Raw genomic sequence first — 23,624 nt, forward strand, 5'->3', positions numbered from 1 at the left:
CTATGTATTTCAAAATTGTACGGAATGATATAGCGAATAGTAAGCTGATTACATGTTTGACAACACTGTTTGTAGCAGGTGCGGCTATGCTTGTTACGCTTTCGGCCGTTCTTATTGTTCATTTATCAACTTCTATTGATACATTATTAAAGCAAGCGGAAACACCACATTTTCTACAGATGCATTCGGGTACTATCGATCAAGCGCATCTCATTGACTTTGCCGAGCGAAATGAGCTGGTGGATGAATTTCAGATCAACGAATTTCTCAATGTAGATGGTACCAAGATCAACATTGCAGGCAACACACTTGCACAAAATGTTCAGGACAATGGGCTGACTACGCAAAGTGAGAAGTTTGATTTTTTACTAGACCTTGATGGCCATGTAATTGAAGCGGATAACGGAGACATTTATGTACCTGTAGGCTATATGAAGGACGGCACAGCCAAGCTAGGTGATACAGTGATGGTCCATAATAAGCCATTTACGGTTGCAGGTTTTTTACGGGATTCGCAAATGAATTCCATGTTAGCATCATCCAAGCGATTCCTCGTGAGTGAAGAGGATTATGCAGCGATTCAGGCAGCCGGCACTATTGAATATTTAATAGAGTTTCGTTTGAAAGATTTGGCTGATTTAAGAAGCTTTGAAGAGGACTATCATCGTGCACATTTAGAAGCGAACGGACCAACGATTACATGGCCGCTCTTCAAAATGCTAAATGCCATATCGGATGGTTTGATGATCGCTGTTATTTTATTAATCAGCGTACTCGTGGTGGTCATTGCATTTATGTGTATCCGTTTTACATTGCTAACTAAAATGGAAGAGGATTATCGTGAAATCGGTGTAATGAAGGCCATTGGTATACGTGTTTCAGATATTCAGAAAATGTATTTTGCAAAATATGGTGTAATAGCGGCAATTGGCTGTGTGCTTGGCTTTATACTTTCCTTTATGGTGAGGGATATTCTTTTAGCCAATATCCGCCTATATATGGGGGATACAGCCAATACATCATTGGTCTGGCTATTCACCATTATCGGTCTGGTGCTAGTATTTGCTTCTATCCTAATTTATGTACAATTAATGTTGAAACAGTTTCGCAAGCTTTCGGCTGTTCAGGCTATCCGATTTGGCGTGATACAAAGTAAAGCAAAACATGGGAAGTGGCTAAATATTAGCTCCAATAAAAGCCTTCCAATCAATCTCTTTTTAGGCGTGAAGGATGTGCTTTCCCGTAAAGGTTTATATGCCACAATGCTCACTGTCTTCATAGTAGCAACTTTTATTATCATTGTGCCTCAAAATTTATACCATACCATTTCCTCCAAAAATTTTATTACGTATATGGGGATTGGCAATAGCGACATCCGCATCGATATTTCGCAAGGCAGTCAACATGTTCAGGATGTAACAACTGTGGTCAAAACGCTAGAGCGTGATCAAGATATTACAGATTATACGGTTTTGACGACGAAAAAGTTTACAACCATTACAAATAATGGGGTGGAAGAAAGTCTAAAAATTGAGTTGGGCGACCATACCGTTTTCCCAGTAGAATATGCGCAAGGGAGTGCGCCGAGAGCTCAGGATGAAATAGCACTTTCTGTTCTTAATGCGGAGGAGCTTCAAAAAAAAGTGGGCGATACCATTTTACTTATCATCCAAGGTGAAACGAAAACCCTAACCGTAAGTGGCATCTATTCGGATATTACAAATGGTGGAAAAACAGCGAAGGCAGCATTCTCTGATGATTCCACAGAAAGTATGTGGAATGTCTTCTATGGTTCGCTATCGAAACAATCGGAAGTCGAAAAAAAGGTTGCAGAGTATACAGATAGCTTCCATTTTGCCAAGGTTTCAGGCATTGATGAATATATTTATCAAACATTTGGAACGACCATCAGCTCTATGAAGCAAGTATCGAGTGCGGCACTTATAGTAGCTCTCTTTATGTGTGTGCTGGTGACACTGTTGTTTATGAAAATGCTGATCGCAAAGGATCGATCTCCCATCGCTATCTTGAAATCGATTGGCTTTACAAACGTCGATATTTCCATACAATATGCGGCACGATCAGTTGTTGTCTTAATACTGGCTATTTTTGTGGGGACATTGCTCGCCAACACATTAGGTGAAATTCTGACGACCACGGTCATTGCATCCTTTGGTGCAGCTTCATTTAATTTTATAATTAATCCACTAGCTGCCTATGTTTTTTGCCCATTAGCCCTCCTATGCGTCGTACTTCTAGCAACGCTTATTGGGACTGTTAAGGCGGGACAATTAAAAATAATGGATTATATAAAGGAGTAGAACATGAAAAAACTTGTGACTGGTGAACAAATAGTCAAGTCATTTCAGGTCGGAACAGAACGACATGAGGTTTTAAAGGCTGTATCCATCGATTTATATGAAGGCGAGTTCGTTTCTATTATGGGTCCCTCAGGTTGCGGCAAATCAACCTTACTGTATGCTCTTAGTGGTATGGATAGCATTGATCATGGTCGGGTTTCTTTTGATGGAGTTGATGTAGCAACACTCCATGACAAGGAGCTAGCCGAGCTCCGCCGAACGCGAATGGGCTTTGTGTTTCAACAGCCAACCTTTCTTAAAAGCTTAAATATCCTTGATAATATAGTATTACCCGCAGTACGTGATCAGCGAAAAAATGTGGATGCATTAACGGAAAAAGCACAAAGCATCATGAAAAAAGTAGGGATTGCAGACTTAGCAAAGCGTGATATTACGCAGGTTTCAGGTGGCCAGCTTCAGCGGGCAGGCATTTGCCGTGCTTTAATTAGTAGTCCATCGATGATTTTTGGTGATGAACCAACAGGCGCATTGAATTCAACGTCTGCTCAGGAAATTATGGATATTCTAGCCTCTATCAATCAAGAAGGTACAACGGTTATGCTTGTGACACATGATCCGAAAATAGCTGCACGAACGGAGCGTATTCTCTTTATGAGTGATGGTTCTATCATCAGTGAATTGCGTTTACCACCATTCATCGGTAAAGATTTGAATGATCGAATGGCAAAAGTTGCAACGACGATGCGAGAAATTGGTATTTAATAGATGAATTCAAAAAATCCGCAACGACTTGGCAGTAGCCGTTGCGGATTTTTTATTTTTTTTAGAAAAAATGAATCGCTTTTGCAATAGCGTCCGTCAGTAGTATAGAAAGTAGGTGAGAGCAATGATGGATATTGAACAAGTGATCGAGGAGCATGGGGATTACTTACTAAAGGTCGCCTATTTATATGTGAAGAATAAAGCGACAGCGGAAGATATTGTGCAGGATGTGTTCATCGCTTTTTATCAAAAGCAGGAGCAGTTTCGCCGGCAAGCATCATTGCGTACATATTTAGTAAAAATGACAGTCAATCGGAGCCATGATTATTTACGGAGCTGGAAAAGTAAACGCCTGACATTATTTGAAAAGATTACGGGCCGCACAACGGCGATTACACCAGAGAAGGAAGTGCTCGAGAAGTCGGTCAAACAAGAGCTGACAGAGGCGTTATTTACGTTATCGGTCGCTTATCGTGAGGTTCTAATTTTGTATTATTTTGAGGAGATGACAACTGTAGAGATTGCACAGCTTGTCCGATGCCCAGAAGCGACAATTCGTACAAGGCTACAACGAGCGCGTAAACAGCTGGCAACAGCAATCGGTGACTTTGATTGGGAGGTGCTACGTCATGAATCAATTTAAAGAAGAGCTATTAAAGGAACTACAAGATATAAAATTCTCTGAGAAGCGTAAACAATTAATCGCAGAAAAGGCTAGACGGAAAGGAAAGCATAAAGTAGGTAATCAATGGACGTACCGCGTCGTACTAGCAACCTTTACTGTATTGGTCATTAGTTTTAGTTATCTTTTGTCAGAGCAGAAGGAACAGCGCTCCACAGGTCACCAAGCAGCAACTATACAGTCCGATGCCTGGAGCTGGTGGACAATATTCAATTCTGATTATGTTCGAGGAATTTTGTTGTTGGGCTTTTTTATCGGTGCTGCTTATATTGTCAAGCGTGTATTACTAAAAAAAGGATATGGACTTCCTATTTGTATAGAATGCGGGGAGAGCTGGTCTGAAAAGGAGGCACGCAAATTGTATCGCAAAAATGGAGAAATTGTGTGCCCTCATTGTGGACAAAAACAGTATCGTACGAAAAAATCCATGCAATTAGGGGGCATGCTTTCAATGCCGATACCACTATTCATTATGTTGCAACATGTGTTCCATAACTACTTCATCGGTTTTATTTTCTTTCTAGTAGGGGTGCTGATTTTTCTTTATCAAGTCGTGCCATATGTCTTTAAGCTACAAGACAAGGATTCTATGAATGAACCTTTATGGTAATAATAATAGCGAAGAGAAATTGCGATAGTTATCTAGCAATTTCTTTTTTTTACACCAAAATACATTGACAAGCGTTTTCATTTGCTTTATCTTTGTGTTAACTTATTTTTATTGTTAGTTAACGTATAGCAAAGGGAGGCTTTTTACATTGAAAAAAGGAAGTACATATCAATATGTGTTAGCGGCATTTGGAGCAGCGATTATTGCTGTTTTGGCACAGGTGACCATTCCACTACCTCTAATTCCAATTACAGGACAAACTTTAGCAGTCGGCATTGTCGTGACTATTTTAGGGACAAGATTAGGAACATTATCTGTTCTATTATATATTTTACTAGGAGCAGCTGGTTTACCAGTGTTTAGTGGAATGTCTGGAGGTCTAGGGATTTTAGTTGGTCCGACAGGGGGATATATTGTAGGATTCCTTGCCACAGCGATTATTATGGGCTTATACTTAGATAAATTTGGTATTACATTTACCCAAGCGATTATTGCAAATATCATCGGCATGATTATTACGTTATCATTTGGTACGGTATGGTTAAAAATCGTAGCAGATTATACATGGACAGCAGCCTTCTTGGGTGGTACTGCACCATTTATAGTAGTAGGGATTGTCAAAGCGGTAATGGCGGCATGGATTGGTGTGATTGTCCGTCGCCGCTTAGAAAGAGCACATTTAATTGAAGCAATAGCATAGGACATAGGGGGAATTGTTTTGGCAACATTATGGACAGGTGGAAAGATTTACACGATGGCTCAGGTTGGTGAAACAGTAGAAGCAGTCCTTGAAGAAGATGGGAAAATTGTGGCGACAGGCTCAGTGGAGAGCTTGTCGCCATTAGCTACTTCTACTCGACATTTACAAGGCAATGTCATGTATCCAGGCTTTGTAGATAGTCATTTACATATTATTGGTTACGGGGAAAAATTAAAGCATATTGATGTATCGGCTATTACGAGTAAAGAGGCGTTACTTGAAAAGCTTCAAGAGCGTATGTCCAAGGCATCCCCCAAAGAATGGGTCATAGCGATTGGATTAAATGAAAACCAATTTGAAGAGCCCATTTTCCCAACTTTAGCAGAGCTGGATGCGCTTGGTGAAGCCTATTTAATCATCAAGCGTAGCTGTCACCATTTAATTTTAGCTAATTCTAAGGCACTTGCTTTTGCAGGGATTACCAATGCTACACCTTCACCAGAGGGGGGGATCGTTGAAAAAATAGATGGTCAGCTCACGGGCGTATTAAAGGATGCGGCTTTATATTTAGTGGTCAATCAGATGCCCCATATTACACCTGTATATATAGAGGATGCTTTAGTGAAAGCGGTTGCCTCATTACAAGCATATGGTTTAGTGGGAGGTCATTCGGAAGATTTAAGCTATTACGGACCGCCAAGCCAACCCATTCAAGCCTACCGTAAAATAGTGGAATCTCAGCAATCTTTCAAAGTTCATTTATTGCAGCATCATACCGTATTTAAGGAGGTAGAAAAGTTGGATACTACTTCCTCGCCTTTCTTGGAGTTCGGTGCCATGAAAATCTTTATTGATGGAGCCTTTGGCGGAAGAACGGCAGCACTACGTCAACCATACAATGATGATCCAGACAATACAGGAATGCTTATTCATACGACAGAGCAATTAACGAAGTATGTGCAGCTAGCTCGTCAATATGGACAAACTGTCGCCGTCCATGCAATCGGAGATTTAGCCATCGAACTGATTTTAGATGTTTTTACGGCACATCCACCACAGGCTGGTCAGCTTGATCGGGTAATCCATTGTAGCTTGGTCGATGAGGGCATATTAACTAAACTAGCTGAATTGCCTGTTGCTATCGATATGCAGCCGCAATTTGTACAGGGGGAGTATGACGCCGAGCTATTAAAGCTTGGAGAGGAGCGCGCTCAAGGCTTACATCCTTTAAAGTCACTTCTTGACCGTGGACTTGTGGTGGCTGGTGGTAGTGACGCGCCGATTGAAGTACCGAATCCATTAATCGGAATCTATGCTGCTGTCACAAGATGTAATGTGGGAGAAAAACATGATGGCTATAATCCTAAGGAGAAAATTTCTCGTTTCGAAGCGGTCCATTTGTATACAGGGGGAGCGGCTGAAATCATTGGACAGCAGCACAGTCGTGGTAAAATTGCAGAAGGCTATACAGCCGATTTTACGATTTTAAAAGAGGATATTTTCACTGTGGCTATAGAGCAACTACCTCACATTGAAGTATTTTGTACTGTGGTAGATGGTAAGATTGTATATGAAAATCGCTGAAGGGTAACCTTGCAGCGATTTTTTTAGTTATTTCCTATTTGTAAAATTATTTACTTGGTGTTCTAAGCTTGTCACTCGTTTTGTTAAGTCCTCTACTTGCTGTTGCATGGTTGGTGGAGGAGGCACAGGTATTGTTGCTTTCATTTTTTTGATCATACGAATCATGCCGAAAAAGATAGCTAAAAACAGGCATAGAAGAACCGTTGTACTAATCATATCGCCAATGTCGAATTTCATGTTTGCGCTCCTTTCGCTACGGGGTATCTAGTTATATACAGGATAGCTTCGAGAAAAGTTTCAAGAAAATGGAGAACGTCACGATAAATACACAAATCTTTTCTCTCCAAGCTGCATAGGATACTTGAACATATTGCTATTTTATTGCTTTGAGTACTGTGCCGTGGCGGTCAAAACATACGTTAGAAGAGAGCGATTTTAACTGTAACAGGGGTGATTATGTGCACAAGGCAGGACAAGTAATGCGACAGGCTGTTTATAATATTTATATATATCGATTTGACTATGTACAGGTTTTCGCATTAATTAGAATCTTTCAGTTTTTATTAATGATCCCTGTAAGCTCTACGATGTTAAAGCTCATGCTCAGAGTAACAGGATATACACATATTACCGAGCAAAATTGGCAAAGCTTTGTGGCCCATCCCTTTGTCATTATGATGATTTGTCTATTAATCTTGTTGTTCTTATTATTTGTTTATTATGAAATGGGCTTTTTATTTTTAATGGCCTTTCATCAACAAAGAGGAATGCGCTATCGATTTTTTTCTATATGGCAACAACTGAATCGTAAGGTTGTTTATTTTTTTAGTGTCCAAGTACTATTTTTAATCGTCTATCTTGCTCTATTAATGCCACTCGCTTCTTTCATGCTACCACTCACCTTAACCCAATCCATCTCACTTCCACATTTTTTAACAGAAGAAATCATGAGTAGTCGAACAGGTAGGTTAGCATATACCGCAGTGGCAAGTATTTTAGTAATGATCGGCATTCGGAGTATTTTAACGTTACCTATTTTTACGATCCAGCCAAACATTTCTATTTTACGTTCATTCAAGCAAAGCTGGCGATTTTCCAAAAGAGGTTTATTGGAGCTTTTAGCCTTATTGGTCATGCTTTTAACAGGGCATCTATTCGTCATGCTCAGTATAACGGTAATTAGCACGGTTCCACTTTATTTAATGGAACGCTTGCTACCAAATGCCGCATTGGTGACAGCGGGGTTAACGCTCGCCTTTTTAGAAATGGTCTTTGTGGTGCTCTTTAGTTTATTACAGGCTATGTTTTCACAAGTCATGGTTGCCATTACTTACAATACACCGGTTATAGGGAAAATCAACAAATCGGGTAAGCATAGGAAACGACGTTATAAACCTTTACTGCTCATTAGCTTTGTTGTGTTTGTAGTATTAAGTATGATCAATATCAATTCTTTAGAGAAAAGTGTCTATGCACCCGATACAAAAATTATTGCCCATCGAGGCTATGTGGCTGGCAATGTTGAAAATACGATTAGCGGGCTAGTGAGCGCGGCTAATGCCGGTGCAGACCTCATTGAAATTGATATTCAGCAAACAGTGGATGGTGAATTTGTCGTATTCCATGACCGTACATTGCGGCGATTGGCAGGTAAAAACGGGGTCATTGCTAATATGACCTTAAGTGAATTAAAAACGTTAACGATTCATCAAAATGGCTATAGTGATAAAATTGCCTCTTTAGAGGATTGTATCGAAATTGCTAAAGCTTTAGATGTTGCGTTACTCATTGAGTTAAAGGTACATGGCAAGGAAACGGAAGATGTGTTACCCAAATTAGTGGAAAAGCTACGAAAATACAAGGTCCTGGATTCGTATTATGTGCAATCTACAGATGGACAGAAAATGACCCAATTAAAAAAATTAGTACCGAATCTAAGAGTGGGTATTGTCTACGCGCTTAATATCGGTCCAATGGAAGAAGGTGTGGATTTCATTGCCTTAGAGGAGTCATGGGTAACAGAGCAGCTTATTGAGGAGCTGAAGCAGAACCCGATGGATTTATTCGTGTGGACGCTGAATGATGACCGTTCGTTACAAACCTTTATCGAGAAAAATGTGAGCGGCGTCATTACCGATCATCCTGATGTTGCCCACGATTTAAGGACAAAACAAAGCGAACATCAATACTTCTTGCATCGCATCCTAAACCGATTGAAATTTATATTTTAATAAGGAATGTGATACCTGTATAATGACTGCTTTCAAAAAAATTTGGTCATATTGTAACCTTTTTCATATGAGGACGACTACTTCTATGAATTCGTGAAATGAAGGAGATGCTTTTTGTATGAAAATGAAGAAGGTCGTACCATTTGCTATGACAGCATTATTAGTAGGGAGCGCAATGGGCGTTCCAACTGCATCAGCGAGCGAGGTTGAGGCTGTTGTGAATACTTCAGAAACTAACGAGCAACAAGCTCAGCCAGTTTTTGTTAAAGTAACTGGAAAAGTTGAAAACGTTGATGTCCGTGACAACGCAACCTACTATACGGTGGTAGAAGGTGAACAGACGAATATTGTGGTTGTCGATAAAGATTCATTAGTATTCGACAATATGGGGAAAGAAGTGAAGCTTCAAAAAGGGGATAAGGTGTCAGCTTACTCTTATGCGAAAAAGCCTATGCTTGCTATTTATCCACCACAGTATAACCCAGAAGTAATTATTGTAGAAAAAGATAATATGGGCAGTGTGGAAGTCGATTACTTCGATAAAAACTTAATCGATACTGACAATTATTTGAAATTAAATGTGGGGGAAGATACAAAAATTGAAAGTGTTTCTGGCAAAGAGCTAAAAGCTAGTGATTTAGAAGAGCAGCACTTAGTAGTGTTCTATACAATCGCAACAATGAGTATTCCTGCCCAAACACCACCTTCAAAGGTTATCGTGTTAGATAATATTGAGAAGGAAGAGCCAGTTGAAGTGGACCCAGTGCCAACGCCTGAACCAACACCAGATAATGGAGCCATTGAAGAGATTATTCAAAAAGATTTTTATGAAGTAGAAGGGACAAAAATGGTTCCTCTACGATTAATCGTAGAAAAGCTTGGCTTTGAAGTAGAAGTAACGCCTAAAGGTGCAATTATTTCTAAAGGTGCTGTTTCCTACACAATTACTCGTGGTCAAAAAGAATATGGCTATAATAAAGCGATTCGCCAATTTGACGTAGCACCTGCTTTATTAGAGAGTGGTAAAACATATGTGCCGGTTGAGTTTGTTGAAGAATTAATGAAATAAAGAGGTTGAAGTATCTAGCAAATCGCTAGGTACTTCTTTTTTTATATTTTCTTCCAATAAAAAATTCAGTACAATAATTAAGAAAAAGTCGCAAATAAAGGAGAATCCTATGAAACAAGCTCTAATCATTATCGATATACAAGAAGCCTTCTTTTTAGACAGCCAACAGAATCTATGGAATGACGAAATGGTCATCAACAATATTAATTCGTTAATTGCATGGGCGCGCCACAATGAAGTACCTATTATTTTTATTCAGCATACTGATGCCGAGGATGTAGACTTCGCTTACGGTCAGCCTGGATGGGAGCTATATCATGGTCTTCATCAACAAGCGGAGGATAAGGTGATTCAAAAACCAACATGGGATGCCTTTTTTCAAACTGAGCTTGCCCAATACTTGCAGGAGCAACATATTGAGCAATTAATATTTGCTGGTGCACAAACGGAGTTTTGCCTTGATACAACGATTCGTAGTGCTTTCAGTCATGGCTATCATCACAATATTTTAGTGGAGGATGCCCACAGTACATTATCTAATGATGTTCTTGCAGCACCACAAATCATTCAGCACCATGAATGTATCTGGCACAATCGATTTGTACGAATTCAGCCAGTTGCGGAGTTCCAGCATGCTGATTAACAAAAAAAACTATCAATATAAAGAGTTGTGCTATACGGTCCGTTGTGCCGAACCGGACGATGCCCAAGCCTTGTCAGATTTACGTTTACAATTAGATGGTGAAACGGAAAACTTTGACCGAGCACAAGGGGAGGGGTTCATTGATCGAGTAGGATTCGAGCAGCTCATTTCCAATGACCTAGCAAGCCCTAAAAATCTATGTTTAGTAGCAGTCGTTGATGATCAACTTGTAGGATACTCAAGATGTGAGGGTTCTACATTGATAAGGCTTGCCCATAAGGTTATTTTTGGTGTCGGTGTCAGGAAGGATTTTTGGGGCTATGGCATTGGTAAAGCCCTGATGCAAGTATCGATCGACTAGGCAGATGCTAATGGTATTCAGAAAATGGCATTAGAAGTGTTAGAATCCAATGATAAGGCCGTTCAGCTCTATCAAAAATGTGGCTTTGAGGTAGAAGGTATTTTAAAACATGATAAGCGCCTCTCAGATGGACAATACTATCACACTATCATGATGGGCAGATGGAAGGTATAGGGAAGTTGAAGGAATTTACAGTATGACGAATTTTATGTATATATTTTGTTTAATCGTTTGGGGTCTTAACTTTATTGCTGTAAAAATACAAGGGACCCCCGTTAGTTTAGAATTATCGTTAACCTATCGTTTAGTCATAACAGCTCTATTATTTTTAATACTTGCATGGTTCATGAAACCACAGGGGAAACCACAAAAGCAGGATATTCCTTTTATCATTGTTTTTGGAGTTTGTAATTTTGCATTCAGTTATTTATGTTTGTATTACGCGACGATGCTCAGCTCGGCAGCCATGGTCACGTTAATTTTTTCATTAAAAGTAATATTAACGCCTATTGCTTTACGAATTTTTCTGAAAGAGCCGTTACATCGTCGTGTTCTTCTTGGCGGTATTTTAGGCGTTATGGGAGTGGGTGTATTAATCTATCCAACTTTACATAGTTTTTCTGGATTAGCTGATTTCAAAGGGATTCTCATTGCGTTTTTAGGAACGCTACTGACAGCAATCGGTGATGCTAGTTCTGCCAGAAATGCGAAGCGCCAAATTGACCCGATTTATGCCAATGCGATTGGCTTTGCTGTTGGTAGTGTGGTCATGTGTGGAATTGTTTGGATGGAAGGACAAAAAATGACGATTCCGACATCCATTACTTATTTATCGGCATTGCTGTATTTAACAGTTATTGCCTCGTTTCTGGCCTGGCTATTTTATTTAAAGCTAGTCGAAAGGATTGGAGGAGCCAAAAGTGGCTATATGGTCGCATTATTTCCTGTTATTGGAGGCATTGCCTCTGTTCTGATTGGTGAATCTACAGTAAGCATTTATTTGATCGTGGGCTGTCTATCCAGTTGTATCGGAGCGGCGATTGCCTTAGGGTTTAAAATTAAGCCTATTTTACGATGAACGAAAACCCTTATCTTTTCATAAACTAGATAAGAACGTTTGAAAAGGGTGAGGGAGTTGGCATTCGTTCCGAGAAGCAGAGAAAAAGATCAGGATCATTGGGATATCGATCGTTGGGAAAATGATGGTGGCAGCAGTATAGGGGGAAAGGGGAGGCATATTTGTCTCCCTAAAAATAGTTGAAACCTTTTTCATCTCTGTTCGTATGAATTAGTAGAAACAGATTAGATTTGAAAAGGGAGAACTGAAATTTTTGAGCCATTGAACAAAACGATTACTTTTAATTATTTACTTGATTGTTATTGCGGATGCGTATTACACAACATTGTATATGGAACCCAAAACACCACCGCAACATCAAACGATCAAAGCAACGGCTATTACCGTGAACATATTACGGTAGCAAGCCAAATAAAAAGAAACGGACAACCCGTCGTTTCAAGCCGATGACCATTCAGCCATTTCAAAAGAAAATACTGGACGAAATGGTCATGTTCATAAAGAGTTTAGTCGTACGTCCATCAATACTTATATTTTTACGATATCAACAGCTTCGTTGCTGACGCCCTGTCCACTGACAGGGTTTTTTTATGATAAGCATCAATATGGCATGAACCAAGGGGGGAAAAGGACATGACGAAAATTTATTTGATGACCATTACTAAAGGAAATGATGAGCAGGATTACGAGCAACAGATGAACGAAAAAATATTTGAGAGAAAGTCAGACCTAAAAGAGTATTTAAACAAAGAAGGCTATTTGAAGGAATCCACCTATCAATATGTGAAAATAACGGAAGAGTCTATATTTGTTGCTGAAATTCAAAAAATTAAACTTAAATAATAGTGTTACTAAAAAATAAATGAAGCAATTTTCGCTCTATTCATATAAAATATGGAAGATATAACATACTTGAAAGAGGTGGCCACATGTTCCCTACTTTAAATACGGATCGATTAGTATTACGAGAAATTACAGAAAATGACGCACAAGCTATTTTAAATTGCTTTTCTAACCCTGACGTATTACGTCATTACGGTCAAAATCCATTAACTAGTTTAGAGCAAGTTAAACAAATCATTAATCGCTTTTCAAAAAACTATGAGGAACAACAAGGTATTAAATGGGGGATAGAACTAAAGGGGAGAGAAGGCCTAATAGGTACTATTGGATTTCAAGAATGGTCAACAGAGCATAAGAAAGCTGAAATCAGTTATGCCCTTTTCCCTGACAGCTGGGGAAAAGGCTATGCACGAGAGGCATTGGACCAAGTAATTTCGTTTGGCTTTCAAGAGATGGCGTTATTGCGGATAGGAGCCATCGTTTTCACAGAAAATGATGCTTCTAACAAGCTATTAACAAAAGTAGGCTTCGAAAAAGAAGGCTTACTAAAGAAATATATGCATCAAAATAATGTGCCATATGATACATATATTTATTCTCTAATCAATATTGAAAAATCATAATCAACGTTCATGAAAAATAAAAGGATTGGGGACATAACCCCAATCCTTTTACCTATTTTGTTACACTTAAATCATTTCACGTTCGGATAAATCATTGTAGCTGGATCTACATATTCATCGAATTGTTCTTCTGTAAGCAGACCACTTGCGATAGCTGCTGCTTTTAACGTCGTGCCTTCTTTATGAGCTTTTTTCGCAATTTTTGCTGCGTTTTCATAGCCGATATATGGATTTAATGCTGTTACAAGCATTAATGAGTTTTGTAAGTTATGATCAAGCACTTCTTTATTTGGCTCAATGCCAATTGCACAATGGTCATTAAATGATTTCATTGTATCTGCTAATAGGCGAGTTGATTGTAAGAAGTTATAAATAATTACTGGCTTAAAGACGTTTAGTTCAAAATTCCCTTGAGATGCTGCGAAAGCAATCGTCGCGTCATTACCTACTACTTGTGTAACTACCATTGTCATCGCTTCACTTTGGGTAGGGTTTACTTTACCAGGCATGATAGAAGAGCCTGGTTCATTTTCTGGAATTGTGATTTCACCAATCCCTGAGCGAGGCCCACTTGCAAGCCAACGAACGTCATTAGCAATTTTCATTAAATCAGCCGCTAAAGCTTTAAGAGCACCATGCGCAACAACGGCTTCATCATGGCTTGTTAAGGCATGGAATTTATTCGCAGCAGAGGTGAATGGTTTACCTGTTAGCTCACTAATTTCCGCTGCAACACGATCCCCAAATTCTGGGTGAGCATTGATACCAGTACCAACCGCTGTTCCACCAATCGCAAGCTCTTTCATATAGTCGATATTTTGAAGAATCATGTGCTCTGATTTTGCCAGCATGGCTGCCCAGCCACTAATTTCCTGACCTAATGTAAGAGGTGTTGCATCCTGTAAATGCGTACGGCCAATTTTTATAATATCTTTAAATTGAGCTGCTTTGTCTTCCAAAGTCGATTTTAATAAACGAAGTCGTGGTAATAAGTAATCTTCCACTTTTAAAACTGCCGCAATATGCAATGCAGTAGGGAATGTATCATTCGAGCTTTGTGATTTATTGACATCATCATTTGGATGAATGCGGTCTGCCTCGCCAGCATCCTGTAATAGTTGGTTCGCACGGTGTGCAATGACCTCATTAACGTTCATGTTTGATTGTGTACCACTACCAGTTTGCCAAACAACTAATGGGAATTGATCGTCCCATTGTCCATTTAAAACTTCATCTGCAGCCTGTACGATTGCATTCGCTTTAATAGCTGAAAGCTTATCTAGTTTGTTGTTCGCGATTGCTGCACTTTTCTTTAAAATAGCCATGGCCTGCACAAGCTCAATTGGCATATGTTCCGTACCAATTTGGAAATTTTCTTTACTGCGCTGTGTTTGCGCACCCCAAATTTTATCAGCAGGTACTTTAATTTCACCCATAGTGTCTTTTTCAATACGATAATCCATGTCAAACAGCTCCTTTAGTATGTAAAAATCCTCCATATATACAGATAAAAACGGATACTCTTAGTCTGATGTAAGAATATCCGTTTGATACATGCTTATTCAAAAAAGAGGGGGATTCTGAAATAAGCAATTTGGAGAAAAGAAATAATCTATTGATAATGATAATTGTTATCAATTAAAATGTCAACCAATTTCTTTGAAGAAATAATGAGGTGAGAATAATTCGCAATAGTAGTATGAATATTCCCGAATTTGGTGGAAATAAACGTTATGGATTATCTCTTTTTCTTTCCTAAATCTTTAAGAGGTTGCTTTTTAGGGATTTTTTCAAAAATAATCTTCACATGATAGTGGTTGTCGTCAATTTGAAGCACTTCCGTTACTTTGGCTTTACGCCCTTTAATTCGAATATCCTCTTCGATGGCAGGGAGCTTGACGAGCAATTGGCTTAAGACGGACGTTTTATTTTCATAATAATGGGTAACAAACATTGTTCTTCACCTTCTAACATTTGATTGTTACTCAATTTATGAGGGGAGCCTAGTTTATAGAACTTTTATGGGTGGAAATAGGTGCACGGAGAAAAATTGTTACTCAAACAGCATGTAAGGACCTTGCCTGCAAGAATGCTGATGTTTTTGGGCATAATCATAGAACTCCTTTGAATATTGCTGGGAAATTACACTCTTCACAATTGAAAAATATCATTCATACGAAAATCGTGCTGCCACATAATTTTATGAAAATCAAAAATATGACATAATTTTACGAAATGAAATTGCAACTTTCGACATGTTTTTTATTTATTTCTCGGGAAATATCTATTACACAATGGCGGTGTTGAGTGGGACTGAGAACGCTCAATTTTGCCCTATTTCTGCTGTGAACTTTCATTGAAAAAATAATGACTTTATGATTTGTTTGACTATTCTTAATTCTTTTTCGTAAAAGAGGTAGTGCGATGACGTTTCAGCAGAGGAGTTGTTCGTTATAATAAGAGAAAGGAGGAAATGAAATGTATTTAAAATCATGTAAAGTGCTACACAACACTATTCCTAATAAACAAATGTATCCTTTTAATATCCCGAGCTTGCAGGATTTACAGGAGTTGGAGTTTCCGACAAATGTGACATTCTTCGTTGGGGAAAATGGTTCGGGAAAATCAACATTACTGGAAGCCATTGCAGATCGGTGCGATTTTAATACGGCAGGTGGTGGCCGCCAAAATCTGTATGAAGTACATAAGGCAGAATCTTCACTGGGTGAATATATCCGTTTGTCGTGGATGCCGAAAATTTCAAATGGTTTTTTTCTTCGATCCGAAACATTTTATCAATTTGCCAGTCATATTGATTTGATAGAAGATCCAAGGAGATATAACGCTTTTGGTGGAAAATCTCTACATCACCAATCCCATGGGGAGTCTTTTCTTGCTTTATTTATGAATCGCTTTAAAGGTAAAGCCATTTATTTATTGGATGAGCCTGAGGCAGCATTGTCTCCAACAAGGCAGTTAAGCTTGTTAAAAATTATGAAGGACCTTGAGCATGAGGCACAATTTATTATTGCTACACATTCGCCTATTTTACTCGGTTATCCAAATGCAACGATTTATAGCTTTGACAATGGAGAAATTGAAACGATCCGCTATAAGGATTCCATTCATTACATTGTCACCAAGCGGTTTTTAGATGCACCACAAACAATTTTAAGTGAGTTATTTGATGAGGAGAGGGAATCATGAATCAACGAAAAGGCTTAGTCATGCGAGAAATTCGATTGGATGAAATGGCACAATCCATTGATTTATTGAATTATGTCTTTCAAATGTCGATGTCTATTCATAAGGACCGTCGTTTTGTGAATGCAAAAAGTAGACAATTTAATGAGGGACATGCTATCGGATGGTTTGATGGCTCACATTTAGTATCGCAAATTTTAAGTTTGCCTTTTGAGGTCAATGTCCATGGGAAGATTTATGAAATGGGGGGGATTACAGCAGTTGGCACCTACCCAGAGTATTCGGGCCATGGCTTGATGGAAAGCTTGATTATTGAAAGCCTACAAAGTATGCGCAACGAGGGACAATGTATATCCTATTTATTCCCATATTCAATTCCTTATTACCGAAAAAAGGGATGGGAAATTATGAGTGATATCGTAGAATTTCAGGTGAAGGATACACAGCTTCCGCATTATTCCGGACTCAATGGGAAAATTCGGCGTGTTGATCCGAAACATCAGGATGTTGTGGATATCTACGCCCGATATGCCGAAAAAACACATGGTGTAATGGTGCGAAATAGCATTGCATGGAATGAGAAATTTCAGGAGGATTTCTGGGAAGAGAAATTCATTGACAGTGATGTTAACCTTCAGGCTGCCGTCTACTACGATGAAGGAGATGTGGCGCAGGGCTACATGTTTTATCGTATTATGGAGGAAAATTATTATATTGATGAAATCGTCTATTTACAGGAAGAAGCACGTAAAGGGTTATGGAATTTTGTCTCTGCCCATAGTTCCATGATTTATAATGTCTATGGGAAAACGACAGGTAATGAAGCTGTAGCATTTCTATTAGAGGATAGCGAGATTATTCAAAAGGTCTCTCCTTATTTTATGGCGAGAATTGTTGATGTTAAAGAGTTTTTATTACGCTATCCATTTGTCAGTCAAAACTTTGAGCTTCAGCTAGCCGTAACGGATCGGATTGTCGCTTGGAATAATGGTACATTCATCATCAAAATGGTGGATGGTAAGCTGTCTGTCCAAAAGGTGAGCGAGACATTAAATGATAATGCTGTCCATTTAACGGTGCAAACCTTGGCCACTATGCTGCTAGGCTATAAACGCCCAAGGTATTTAGAGAAAATTGAACGGTTACAGGGACGTGCGGAGGAAATTGCCTTACTAGAGGACGTATTACCCGTAGGCATACCGACATTCATTGATTATTTCTAAGCGCGTGGAAACAGTTTTGGAGCTGAACTAATTTTTACATTAGTTCAGCTTTTAATGATCATCAAGACACTGCATATTTGAACAAGGGAGTAACTTTATATACATAGACAAACATGGATATAGAAGGGGGAATAGAAATGGATTTATTAGTCGGGAATAGAGCTAGGGGTTGGGCTTTATGGAAGGCTTTAATCACCTACGACTATCATAAGCTATCAAACAAAGCAATTGCAGATGAACAATGGAATATTATAAACGTCATCATGGTTGATCACCTCAAAAGTTTACTTTTTATCAATAGATGAATAAGGAGCATGTAGAAGTTGATTGGAACGAAGGGCGGCGACTCCTGCGGGAAAAGCGGGAAAGTCGAGATCCTGGACTGAGCGCAGCGAGGGAAGCAGCTTGACCCCGCCCGCGGAAAGCGTCCGCCCGTAGTGGAAATCAACGGCTTTACTTTATTTCATTGTAAAAGAAAAAAGACTATAGACAAACTCAAAATTCATCGAGTTTGTCTATAGTCTGAGAGCTGTTTAGACAGCTCTTTTTTTTATTTTGAACAATGAATCGGCTTAGCTTAAGAAGGATTAGTTATGGAATAAACTTAGGGTATGGTAATAATTTACTGTGGATGTGTAATATTAAAACAAACAATGCTATAATTCAATTAAATTTGTATGGATGATAAAAAACTTGTGATAAATCGATATCCCCCAGATTTATCCGCTAGATGAAAGGAGTCAAAGTTTAATGAATAGTCCAATCTAATATTCCCCGATGAAGCCAAAATTCGAATGTAATATCGGGGGATATAAAATGAAATTGAATAGAAATTTTTCTTTATTACTATTAGGTCAATCACTCGCTAATATAGGCGATGTATTATATATAGTCAGTGTTATAAGTACGATTTTTTTGTTGACGGATTCTGCAATTTCAGCATCGTTTGTGCCATTTACGATTGCTTCCTCTATGTTCATATCCAGTATGCTGACACCTCTTTTAGTGGAGAAACTAAATCTTAAATGGTTACTTGCTGGGTCACAAATCGCAAAAACCATTTTACTCTTTATTCTAGGGTTTCTGGTAATGGGATTATCAGCAGCTAATTATTATTTTATCTTTTTAATAATAGGGTTGATTGCTTTTTTTGATGGATGTGCAAATCCAATAAGACAGACATTGACTCCACACTACGTTAAACCTGAACAGCTACTTCAAGCTAATGGAATTTCCGAAACTATTACGCAGGTCATTCAAGCAGGTATGTGGTTCGTAGGAAGTTCATTATTACTGATTATGAGCTCTCAGCAACTGATTTGGTTAGTTGGATGTCTATTTGTATTGGCAAGTCTATTACTTAGCCTTTTAGAAAATGTAAACAGCCATGAATCGACGGAGACAAAAGGGAAACTAGAAAAGATGAAAGAGGGTTGGCAAACTTTATCAAATACGCCAGTTTTAAAAAGGATTGCTTGGATAGAATTTTTAGATACCATCGCTGCAACAGTTTGGATAGCCGCTATTTTATATGTGTTTGTCAACGACGCGTTGAACGTTGATGAAAAGTGGTGGGGCTTTATTAATGGAGCCAACTTTTTAGGTCTGATTTTAGGAAGTGCTTATTGTATAAAATTTTCTTCTGTTGTAGAAAAGAAAATAGGAACCTATATTTTTGTCGGCTCCTTTGCAAGTTTCATATTTACAATAGTATTTAGCATAAATAGCATTCCGATGATTTCCTTACTTTTATCATTTTGTGTAGGGCTTTTTGGACAAATTAAACAAATTCCTCAACAAACTGTAATACAAACCAGTGTATCAAAAGAACAGTTGTCAACTGTTTATACCTCATTAGGTGCTATCGGAACTGGAATTTTCGGCATTGGCTCTCTCGTTATGGGGGTAATTGCAGATTTAGTAGGAATTAGAATGGTTTTCGTGATTTCGGGGCTATTACTGGCGACAGTCAGTGTAATCGCACACAAAAATAAGCAATTGTTTGTTAGAAATGTTTTGAAACCATAAAATTAAAGAAGAAGTAGGACCATCCATTTTGATGGTCCTTTTTTATTGAACACAATGTACGAACTTGGTGTTATTTATGAGGACCATGCTTTTTTAAGTAATTGGACACCTAATTTAATTTCTTCCATTGTTAATGTGCTAAAGCCTAGCTGTAGCATCGGTTCTATACGGGCTTGATGGAGAAAAAACGGGCTGGTTGGATAAACTTTTACCCCGTGTGACTCGGCTTGTTGGATTAGCTGTTGTTCCGAGAGGGATGACTTTATTTTCACCAAAATATAGAGTCCTGATTGTTCACCTAAAACCGTGATTTGCTCCCCAAATTGTTGTTGTAGCTCCTGCACAAGGCAATGCATTTTTTGTTTATAGGTTAGGCGCATTCTTTTAATATGGCGGGTCCATTCGCCTTGGGCCATAAAATGAGCCATTGTGCGTTGATGTAGGGTGGATGCATTTTGTTCAAAATGAGCAAATTTTTCTTTATAAGGCTGCATAAGGGCATCTGGTAACACCATATAGCTTATTCGTATGCCTGGTAAAAAGGATTTCGAAAATGTGCCTAAATAAATGACCCGAGAGGGATCGATAGAGGCAAGAGCAGGGAATGGCTGTTGTGTATAACGAAATTCACCATCATAATCATCCTCAAGAATATAGCCATTCACTTTTTGAGCCCATCGTATTAGTGCTTGCCGCTGTTGAATGTTCATGGAGGCACCATATGGAAAATGGTGTGATGGTGTGACATACAATAGCCGTGAGCGACAAGTTGTTAAAATATCAAGCTGTGCACCTGCTTCGAAAACAGGTAAGGCCTCAATGTCAAAGTTATGTAATTGAAATGCCTCTCGAGCCCCATCATAGCCTGGGTCCTCCAGCAATATGCTGGGGAAATTTTCCTTCAATAAAAACCCAAGATACAGAAGCATTTGCTGTGTACTACTCCCAATAATGATATTTTCATTATTGGTATATAGGCCTCTTGCCTGCAGTAAATATTGGGCAAGCTGCTCTTTTAGCATAGGTTCTCCAAACAGTTCACCATATTGATAGCAAGTGGAATCCTGTAAAACCTGATTGGCGATTTGACGCCACGTCTTGATGGGAAAGTGCTGTTGATCGACAGCCCCTGCTTTGAAGTTTACAAGGAATGCTGTAGTATCCTTTAGTGGCTTCGATCGAATGGGCTGTGGCTGCTCTTGAAAGAAAACTTGCTCCAGCGCATTCACAAAATACCCTTTCCGACCTTCACCACGAATGTACCCCTCAGCTACAAGCTGATCATAGGCCGTTAAGGTCGTATTGCGGCTCACCTGCAATGTGTCTGCCAGCTTCCGAATAGAAGGCAGAGAATCATTTTTTTGCAATGTGCCCTCCATAATGAGGGTTTTCATTTGCTGATAGATTTGTTTATATTTGGCCTCTTTGTCGGTTAATAAAAAGATGAAATCGTCCATAACGCACCTCTTCGACATGTTGAAATGTTTGATACTGTCTCTTTTGAAATGTCAGATAATCTACTACCATCATACTAGAATGACAAATAAATTGAAATGGGGGAGTGGAATATGAATATTTGTACTGTGACACAGGCAACAATTGGGGAAGTGGTCCCGTTATTTAATGCCTATCGTGAGTTTTATGGACAACCGACTGATTTAATACAAGCCGAGCTGTTTATCCAAGAACGTGTGGAAAAGGAGCAATCCATTATGTTTCTCGCATATTTAGATGGGGAAGCAGTAGGCTTTGCGCAGTTATTTCCTATCTTTTCATCCGTAGCTATGAAAAGGGCGTTTATTTTAAATGATTTATTTGTGGCTGGGCATGCCAGAAAACAAGGGGTGGCCAAAGCATTAATCGATCAATGCTACGTCTATTGCCAGCAGGAGAACGCTCGTTACATGATGCTCGAAACAGCAAGGGACAATGTCAATGCACAAAAGCTCTATGAAAAAGTAGGGATGACCATAGATGATCATGTTTATTATTACAGTATTTATTGGTGAAAAACAGGGCTGTAGTTTTTATAAGCCTTTATTTGTATGAAATCTATAATCCACCTGTTGAAAGACCCCCCATTTGAGCTAAATGGCGGGGTCTTACGGTTAGGCGTGACTCATCCAGCCAGCAAAAAGACCTGAACTGAAAAAGCGCGTAATCTGCTTAAATCCAGCCTCCTTCAATAATTCTTGAATGTCTTGATCGGATAGGAAAGAGATATTCATAATGACTTGTCCCATATCTTCAACTTTTGCTTTTTTATATCCTGCCTCTAAAAAGAAGCTTTGCCAGATTTTAATGCGATCTTGCAGTTCGTCACTATTACGATCACCGTAGGCACAAGCAAGGACAAAAGGTTTGCCAGGCTTTAATTGCTCATGAATGTTGTGCAGTAAGTTAAGTTTTTGCTGTCTATCTTCCATAAAATGCAGCACAAGGATACAGCTAGCCGCATCATAGGTTAATGGAGAGGAGGGCAAGGTATCAATGGTTCCTTGGAGAAGCTGAACTCGGCTTTCAATAGCTAATTGCTGTGCTTTATACTGAGCAATTTGCAGCATCTCTTCAGACGGGTCTATACCTGTAAATGTCCAGCTTGGATTAGAGGGTCCCCATGCGGACAACTCATTACCGCCCCCAGCTCCTACAACTAGCAGGGAAGTTTCTTGCTCACCTAAATGAGCTCGGAAATAGGCTTGTGTCATGGCGAACAGAGTGTCATAAGCTGGTACAGAGATACGAGTACTTTGTTCATAAATGCGAGCCTTCTCTAATAAATGTGTCTTCATAGTCATTACCTCCAATGTATATTGCGTATATTAAAGACCTTGTTTGTCTGTAATTGAGTATATATTAAATTTAACCGAAGCACAATAATGAAATCTTACCCTATTATAATTAAAGTAAAACGATTAATACTTAATTTAAAGGATTAATAATTTAACGATTATCATTAAATTGTCATTGAATTTAATAGGTCTTTCTTCTACACTTAACGTAATGAATAGGGGGGGGAATATGATTAATGCAATTGTGCAAGTGGTGTTATTTTCAGTCATACCGTTTGTTTGGTGGAGTTTTACAGCTAAAAAGAAACAACTATTCCTCGAATGGTTAGGATTTCATAGGCCAGTTATTGTCGATAAGGGGAAATATGCCATGTTTTATATGCTTGCTATTGTCGTATTAGTGGTGCCTAATTTCGCTCTCGTCTTTTTTTACATGGATGGTTCCATATTAGCGTCCAATCAATTTACTGGTCTTGGCTTAGCGGGGGTCATACCCGCTCTTCTGTATGCTATGATTCAGACCGGCTTATCAGAGGAGATTTTGTTCCGTGGCTTTTTACTGAAAAGGCTGGCAAAGTCATTTGGTTTCCAGGTCGGAAATTTGCTACAAAGCCTCGTTTTTGGCTGTATCCATGGGGCTATGTTATGGATGGTATTACCACTTCCAATCATCTTGTTAGTTGTACTATCTACGGGGCTAGCAGGCTATGTGATGGGATGGATGAATGAGCGAGTTAGCGGGGGCTCCATCATGACGAGCTGGAGTATTCATAGTTTGACTAATTTAATGACTGCTTGCTTATCCATGTTTCAAATTCTATCTTTTTGACTTATTTGCATTTCTTTGCCGTCACTTGCATAATAGGGCAG

At 39.0% G+C, this 23,624-nt stretch carries 23 protein-coding genes and 1 pseudogene; 19 read left to right on the top strand and 5 right to left on the bottom strand.

All coding sequences use genetic code 11. The annotated features are described in order from the left end of the window. Positions 1-2: 2 nt before the first annotated feature. The 6 genes from MKY80_RS08970 to MKY80_RS08995 all read left to right on the top strand — a co-directional run bounded on the left by MKY80_RS08970 (position 3) and on the right by MKY80_RS08995 (position 6,659). Positions 3-2,321 carry an FtsX-like permease family protein gene (locus tag MKY80_RS08970; RefSeq protein ID WP_342532620.1) on the top strand — a complete coding sequence of 773 codons (2,319 nt, stop codon included), beginning with the start codon at positions 3-5 and terminating at the stop codon, positions 2,319-2,321. A gap of 3 nt (positions 2,322-2,324) precedes the next feature. Next, positions 2,325-3,083 (top strand): ABC transporter ATP-binding protein, encoded by a 759-nt coding sequence (locus MKY80_RS08975; RefSeq protein WP_089984858.1) that lies wholly within the window; start codon positions 2,325-2,327, stop codon positions 3,081-3,083. A 124-nt stretch (positions 3,084-3,207) separates the two neighbouring features. Continuing rightward, on the top strand, positions 3,208-3,726 hold the full coding sequence (locus MKY80_RS08980) for a sigma-70 family RNA polymerase sigma factor (protein WP_043990017.1): 519 nt from the start codon (positions 3,208-3,210) through the stop codon (positions 3,724-3,726). Next, positions 3,713-4,375: a TIGR04104 family putative zinc finger protein gene (locus MKY80_RS08985; protein ID WP_008175832.1), complete on the top strand. Its 663-nt coding sequence runs from the start codon at positions 3,713-3,715 to the stop codon at positions 4,373-4,375. The genes MKY80_RS08980 and MKY80_RS08985 overlap by 14 nt, the downstream gene beginning before the upstream one ends. A gap of 148 nt (positions 4,376-4,523) precedes the next feature. After that, positions 4,524-5,075, top strand: a complete 552-nt coding sequence (locus MKY80_RS08990; RefSeq protein ID WP_008175833.1) for a biotin transporter BioY — start codon at positions 4,524-4,526, stop codon at positions 5,073-5,075. 18 nt (positions 5,076-5,093) lie between these two features. Further along, positions 5,094-6,659 carry an amidohydrolase gene (locus tag MKY80_RS08995; RefSeq protein WP_107921864.1) on the top strand — a complete coding sequence of 522 codons (1,566 nt, stop codon included), beginning with the start codon at positions 5,094-5,096 and terminating at the stop codon, positions 6,657-6,659. 27 nt (positions 6,660-6,686) lie between these two features. Here MKY80_RS08995 and MKY80_RS09000 read toward each other — a convergent pair whose 3' ends face one another. Further along, entirely contained in the window at positions 6,687-6,896 is a 210-nt protein-coding gene (locus MKY80_RS09000) for a hypothetical protein (protein WP_089984854.1), read from the bottom strand. A 221-nt stretch (positions 6,897-7,117) separates the two neighbouring features. Between MKY80_RS09000 and MKY80_RS09005 the strand changes: the two genes are divergently transcribed. The 7 genes and pseudogenes from MKY80_RS09005 (at position 7,118) to MKY80_RS09035 (ending at position 13,507) form a co-directional block, all read left to right on the top strand. Beyond that, positions 7,118-8,890: a glycerophosphodiester phosphodiesterase gene (locus tag MKY80_RS09005; protein ID WP_342532626.1), complete on the top strand. Its 1,773-nt coding sequence runs from the start codon at positions 7,118-7,120 to the stop codon at positions 8,888-8,890. A gap of 118 nt (positions 8,891-9,008) precedes the next feature. Further along, a complete protein-coding gene (locus MKY80_RS09010; RefSeq protein WP_008175837.1) occupies positions 9,009-9,959 on the top strand; it encodes a copper amine oxidase N-terminal domain-containing protein in 951 nt (316 codons plus the stop codon). Between the two features lie 109 nt (positions 9,960-10,068). Further along, positions 10,069-10,602 carry a cysteine hydrolase family protein gene (locus tag MKY80_RS09015; RefSeq protein WP_008175838.1) on the top strand — a complete coding sequence of 178 codons (534 nt, stop codon included), beginning with the start codon at positions 10,069-10,071 and terminating at the stop codon, positions 10,600-10,602. Next, a pseudogene (locus MKY80_RS09020) lies at positions 10,592-11,137 on the top strand (GNAT family N-acetyltransferase). Before MKY80_RS09015 ends, MKY80_RS09020 begins: the two are co-directional and overlap by 11 nt. A gap of 22 nt (positions 11,138-11,159) precedes the next feature. Then, on the top strand, positions 11,160-12,041 hold the full coding sequence (locus MKY80_RS09025; protein WP_342532629.1) for a DMT family transporter: 882 nt from the start codon (positions 11,160-11,162) through the stop codon (positions 12,039-12,041). A gap of 633 nt (positions 12,042-12,674) precedes the next feature. Beyond that, positions 12,675-12,884, top strand: coding sequence for a hypothetical protein (locus MKY80_RS09030; RefSeq protein WP_008175842.1), 210 nt, complete (start codon positions 12,675-12,677; stop codon positions 12,882-12,884). Between the two features lie 86 nt (positions 12,885-12,970). Further along, on the top strand, positions 12,971-13,507 hold the full coding sequence (locus MKY80_RS09035) for a GNAT family protein (protein WP_008175843.1): 537 nt from the start codon (positions 12,971-12,973) through the stop codon (positions 13,505-13,507). A gap of 71 nt (positions 13,508-13,578) precedes the next feature. On the opposite strand, the gene fumC is transcribed toward MKY80_RS09035, so the two are convergent. Next, positions 13,579-14,970 carry a class II fumarate hydratase gene (fumC, locus tag MKY80_RS09040; protein WP_008175844.1) on the bottom strand — a complete coding sequence of 464 codons (1,392 nt, stop codon included), beginning with the start codon at positions 14,968-14,970 and terminating at the stop codon, positions 13,579-13,581. 275 nt (positions 14,971-15,245) lie between these two features. After that, on the bottom strand, positions 15,246-15,461 hold the full coding sequence (locus MKY80_RS09045) for a hypothetical protein (RefSeq protein ID WP_008175845.1): 216 nt from the start codon (positions 15,459-15,461) through the stop codon (positions 15,246-15,248). A 524-nt stretch (positions 15,462-15,985) separates the two neighbouring features. Between MKY80_RS09045 and MKY80_RS09050 the strand changes: the two genes are divergently transcribed. The 4 genes from MKY80_RS09050 (at position 15,986) to MKY80_RS09065 (ending at position 19,962) form a co-directional block, all read left to right on the top strand. Next, complete coding sequence (locus MKY80_RS09050) at positions 15,986-16,714, top strand: AAA family ATPase (RefSeq protein WP_342532633.1); 729 nt, start codon at positions 15,986-15,988, stop codon at positions 16,712-16,714. Beyond that, positions 16,711-17,934 (top strand): GNAT family N-acetyltransferase, encoded by a 1,224-nt coding sequence (locus MKY80_RS09055; RefSeq protein WP_008175849.1) that lies wholly within the window; start codon positions 16,711-16,713, stop codon positions 17,932-17,934. The genes MKY80_RS09050 and MKY80_RS09055 overlap by 4 nt, the downstream gene beginning before the upstream one ends. 137 nt (positions 17,935-18,071) lie before the next feature. After that, positions 18,072-18,239, top strand: coding sequence for a hypothetical protein (locus tag MKY80_RS09060; protein WP_176489570.1), 168 nt, complete (start codon positions 18,072-18,074; stop codon positions 18,237-18,239). A 511-nt stretch (positions 18,240-18,750) separates the two neighbouring features. Beyond that, the gene (locus tag MKY80_RS09065) at positions 18,751-19,962 is read left to right on the top strand and encodes an MFS transporter (RefSeq protein WP_096364218.1); all 1,212 of its coding nucleotides are present in this window, start codon (positions 18,751-18,753) and stop codon (positions 19,960-19,962) included. A 74-nt stretch (positions 19,963-20,036) separates the two neighbouring features. Here MKY80_RS09065 and MKY80_RS09070 read toward each other — a convergent pair whose 3' ends face one another. Continuing rightward, on the bottom strand, positions 20,037-21,419 hold the full coding sequence (locus MKY80_RS09070; RefSeq protein ID WP_342532639.1) for a PLP-dependent aminotransferase family protein: 1,383 nt from the start codon (positions 21,417-21,419) through the stop codon (positions 20,037-20,039). A 111-nt stretch (positions 21,420-21,530) separates the two neighbouring features. Here MKY80_RS09070 and MKY80_RS09075 point away from each other — a divergent pair, with 111 nt between their 5' ends. Continuing rightward, positions 21,531-21,971: a GNAT family N-acetyltransferase gene (locus MKY80_RS09075; protein WP_342532641.1), complete on the top strand. Its 441-nt coding sequence runs from the start codon at positions 21,531-21,533 to the stop codon at positions 21,969-21,971. A 99-nt stretch (positions 21,972-22,070) separates the two neighbouring features. Here MKY80_RS09075 and MKY80_RS09080 read toward each other — a convergent pair whose 3' ends face one another. Further along, positions 22,071-22,754 carry a class I SAM-dependent methyltransferase gene (locus MKY80_RS09080; RefSeq protein ID WP_171365392.1) on the bottom strand — a complete coding sequence of 228 codons (684 nt, stop codon included), beginning with the start codon at positions 22,752-22,754 and terminating at the stop codon, positions 22,071-22,073. Between the two features lie 229 nt (positions 22,755-22,983). On the opposite strand from MKY80_RS09080, the gene MKY80_RS09085 reads away from it, so the two are divergent. Next, positions 22,984-23,583 (top strand): CPBP family intramembrane glutamic endopeptidase, encoded by a 600-nt coding sequence (locus MKY80_RS09085; protein WP_342532643.1) that lies wholly within the window; start codon positions 22,984-22,986, stop codon positions 23,581-23,583. Positions 23,584-23,624: the final 41 nt, after the last annotated feature.

Origin of the sequence: Lysinibacillus sp. FSL R5-0849 (assembly GCF_038595075.1) — a bacterium.
GTDB classification, from domain to species: domain Bacteria; phylum Bacillota; class Bacilli; order Bacillales_A; family Planococcaceae; genus Lysinibacillus; species Lysinibacillus fusiformis.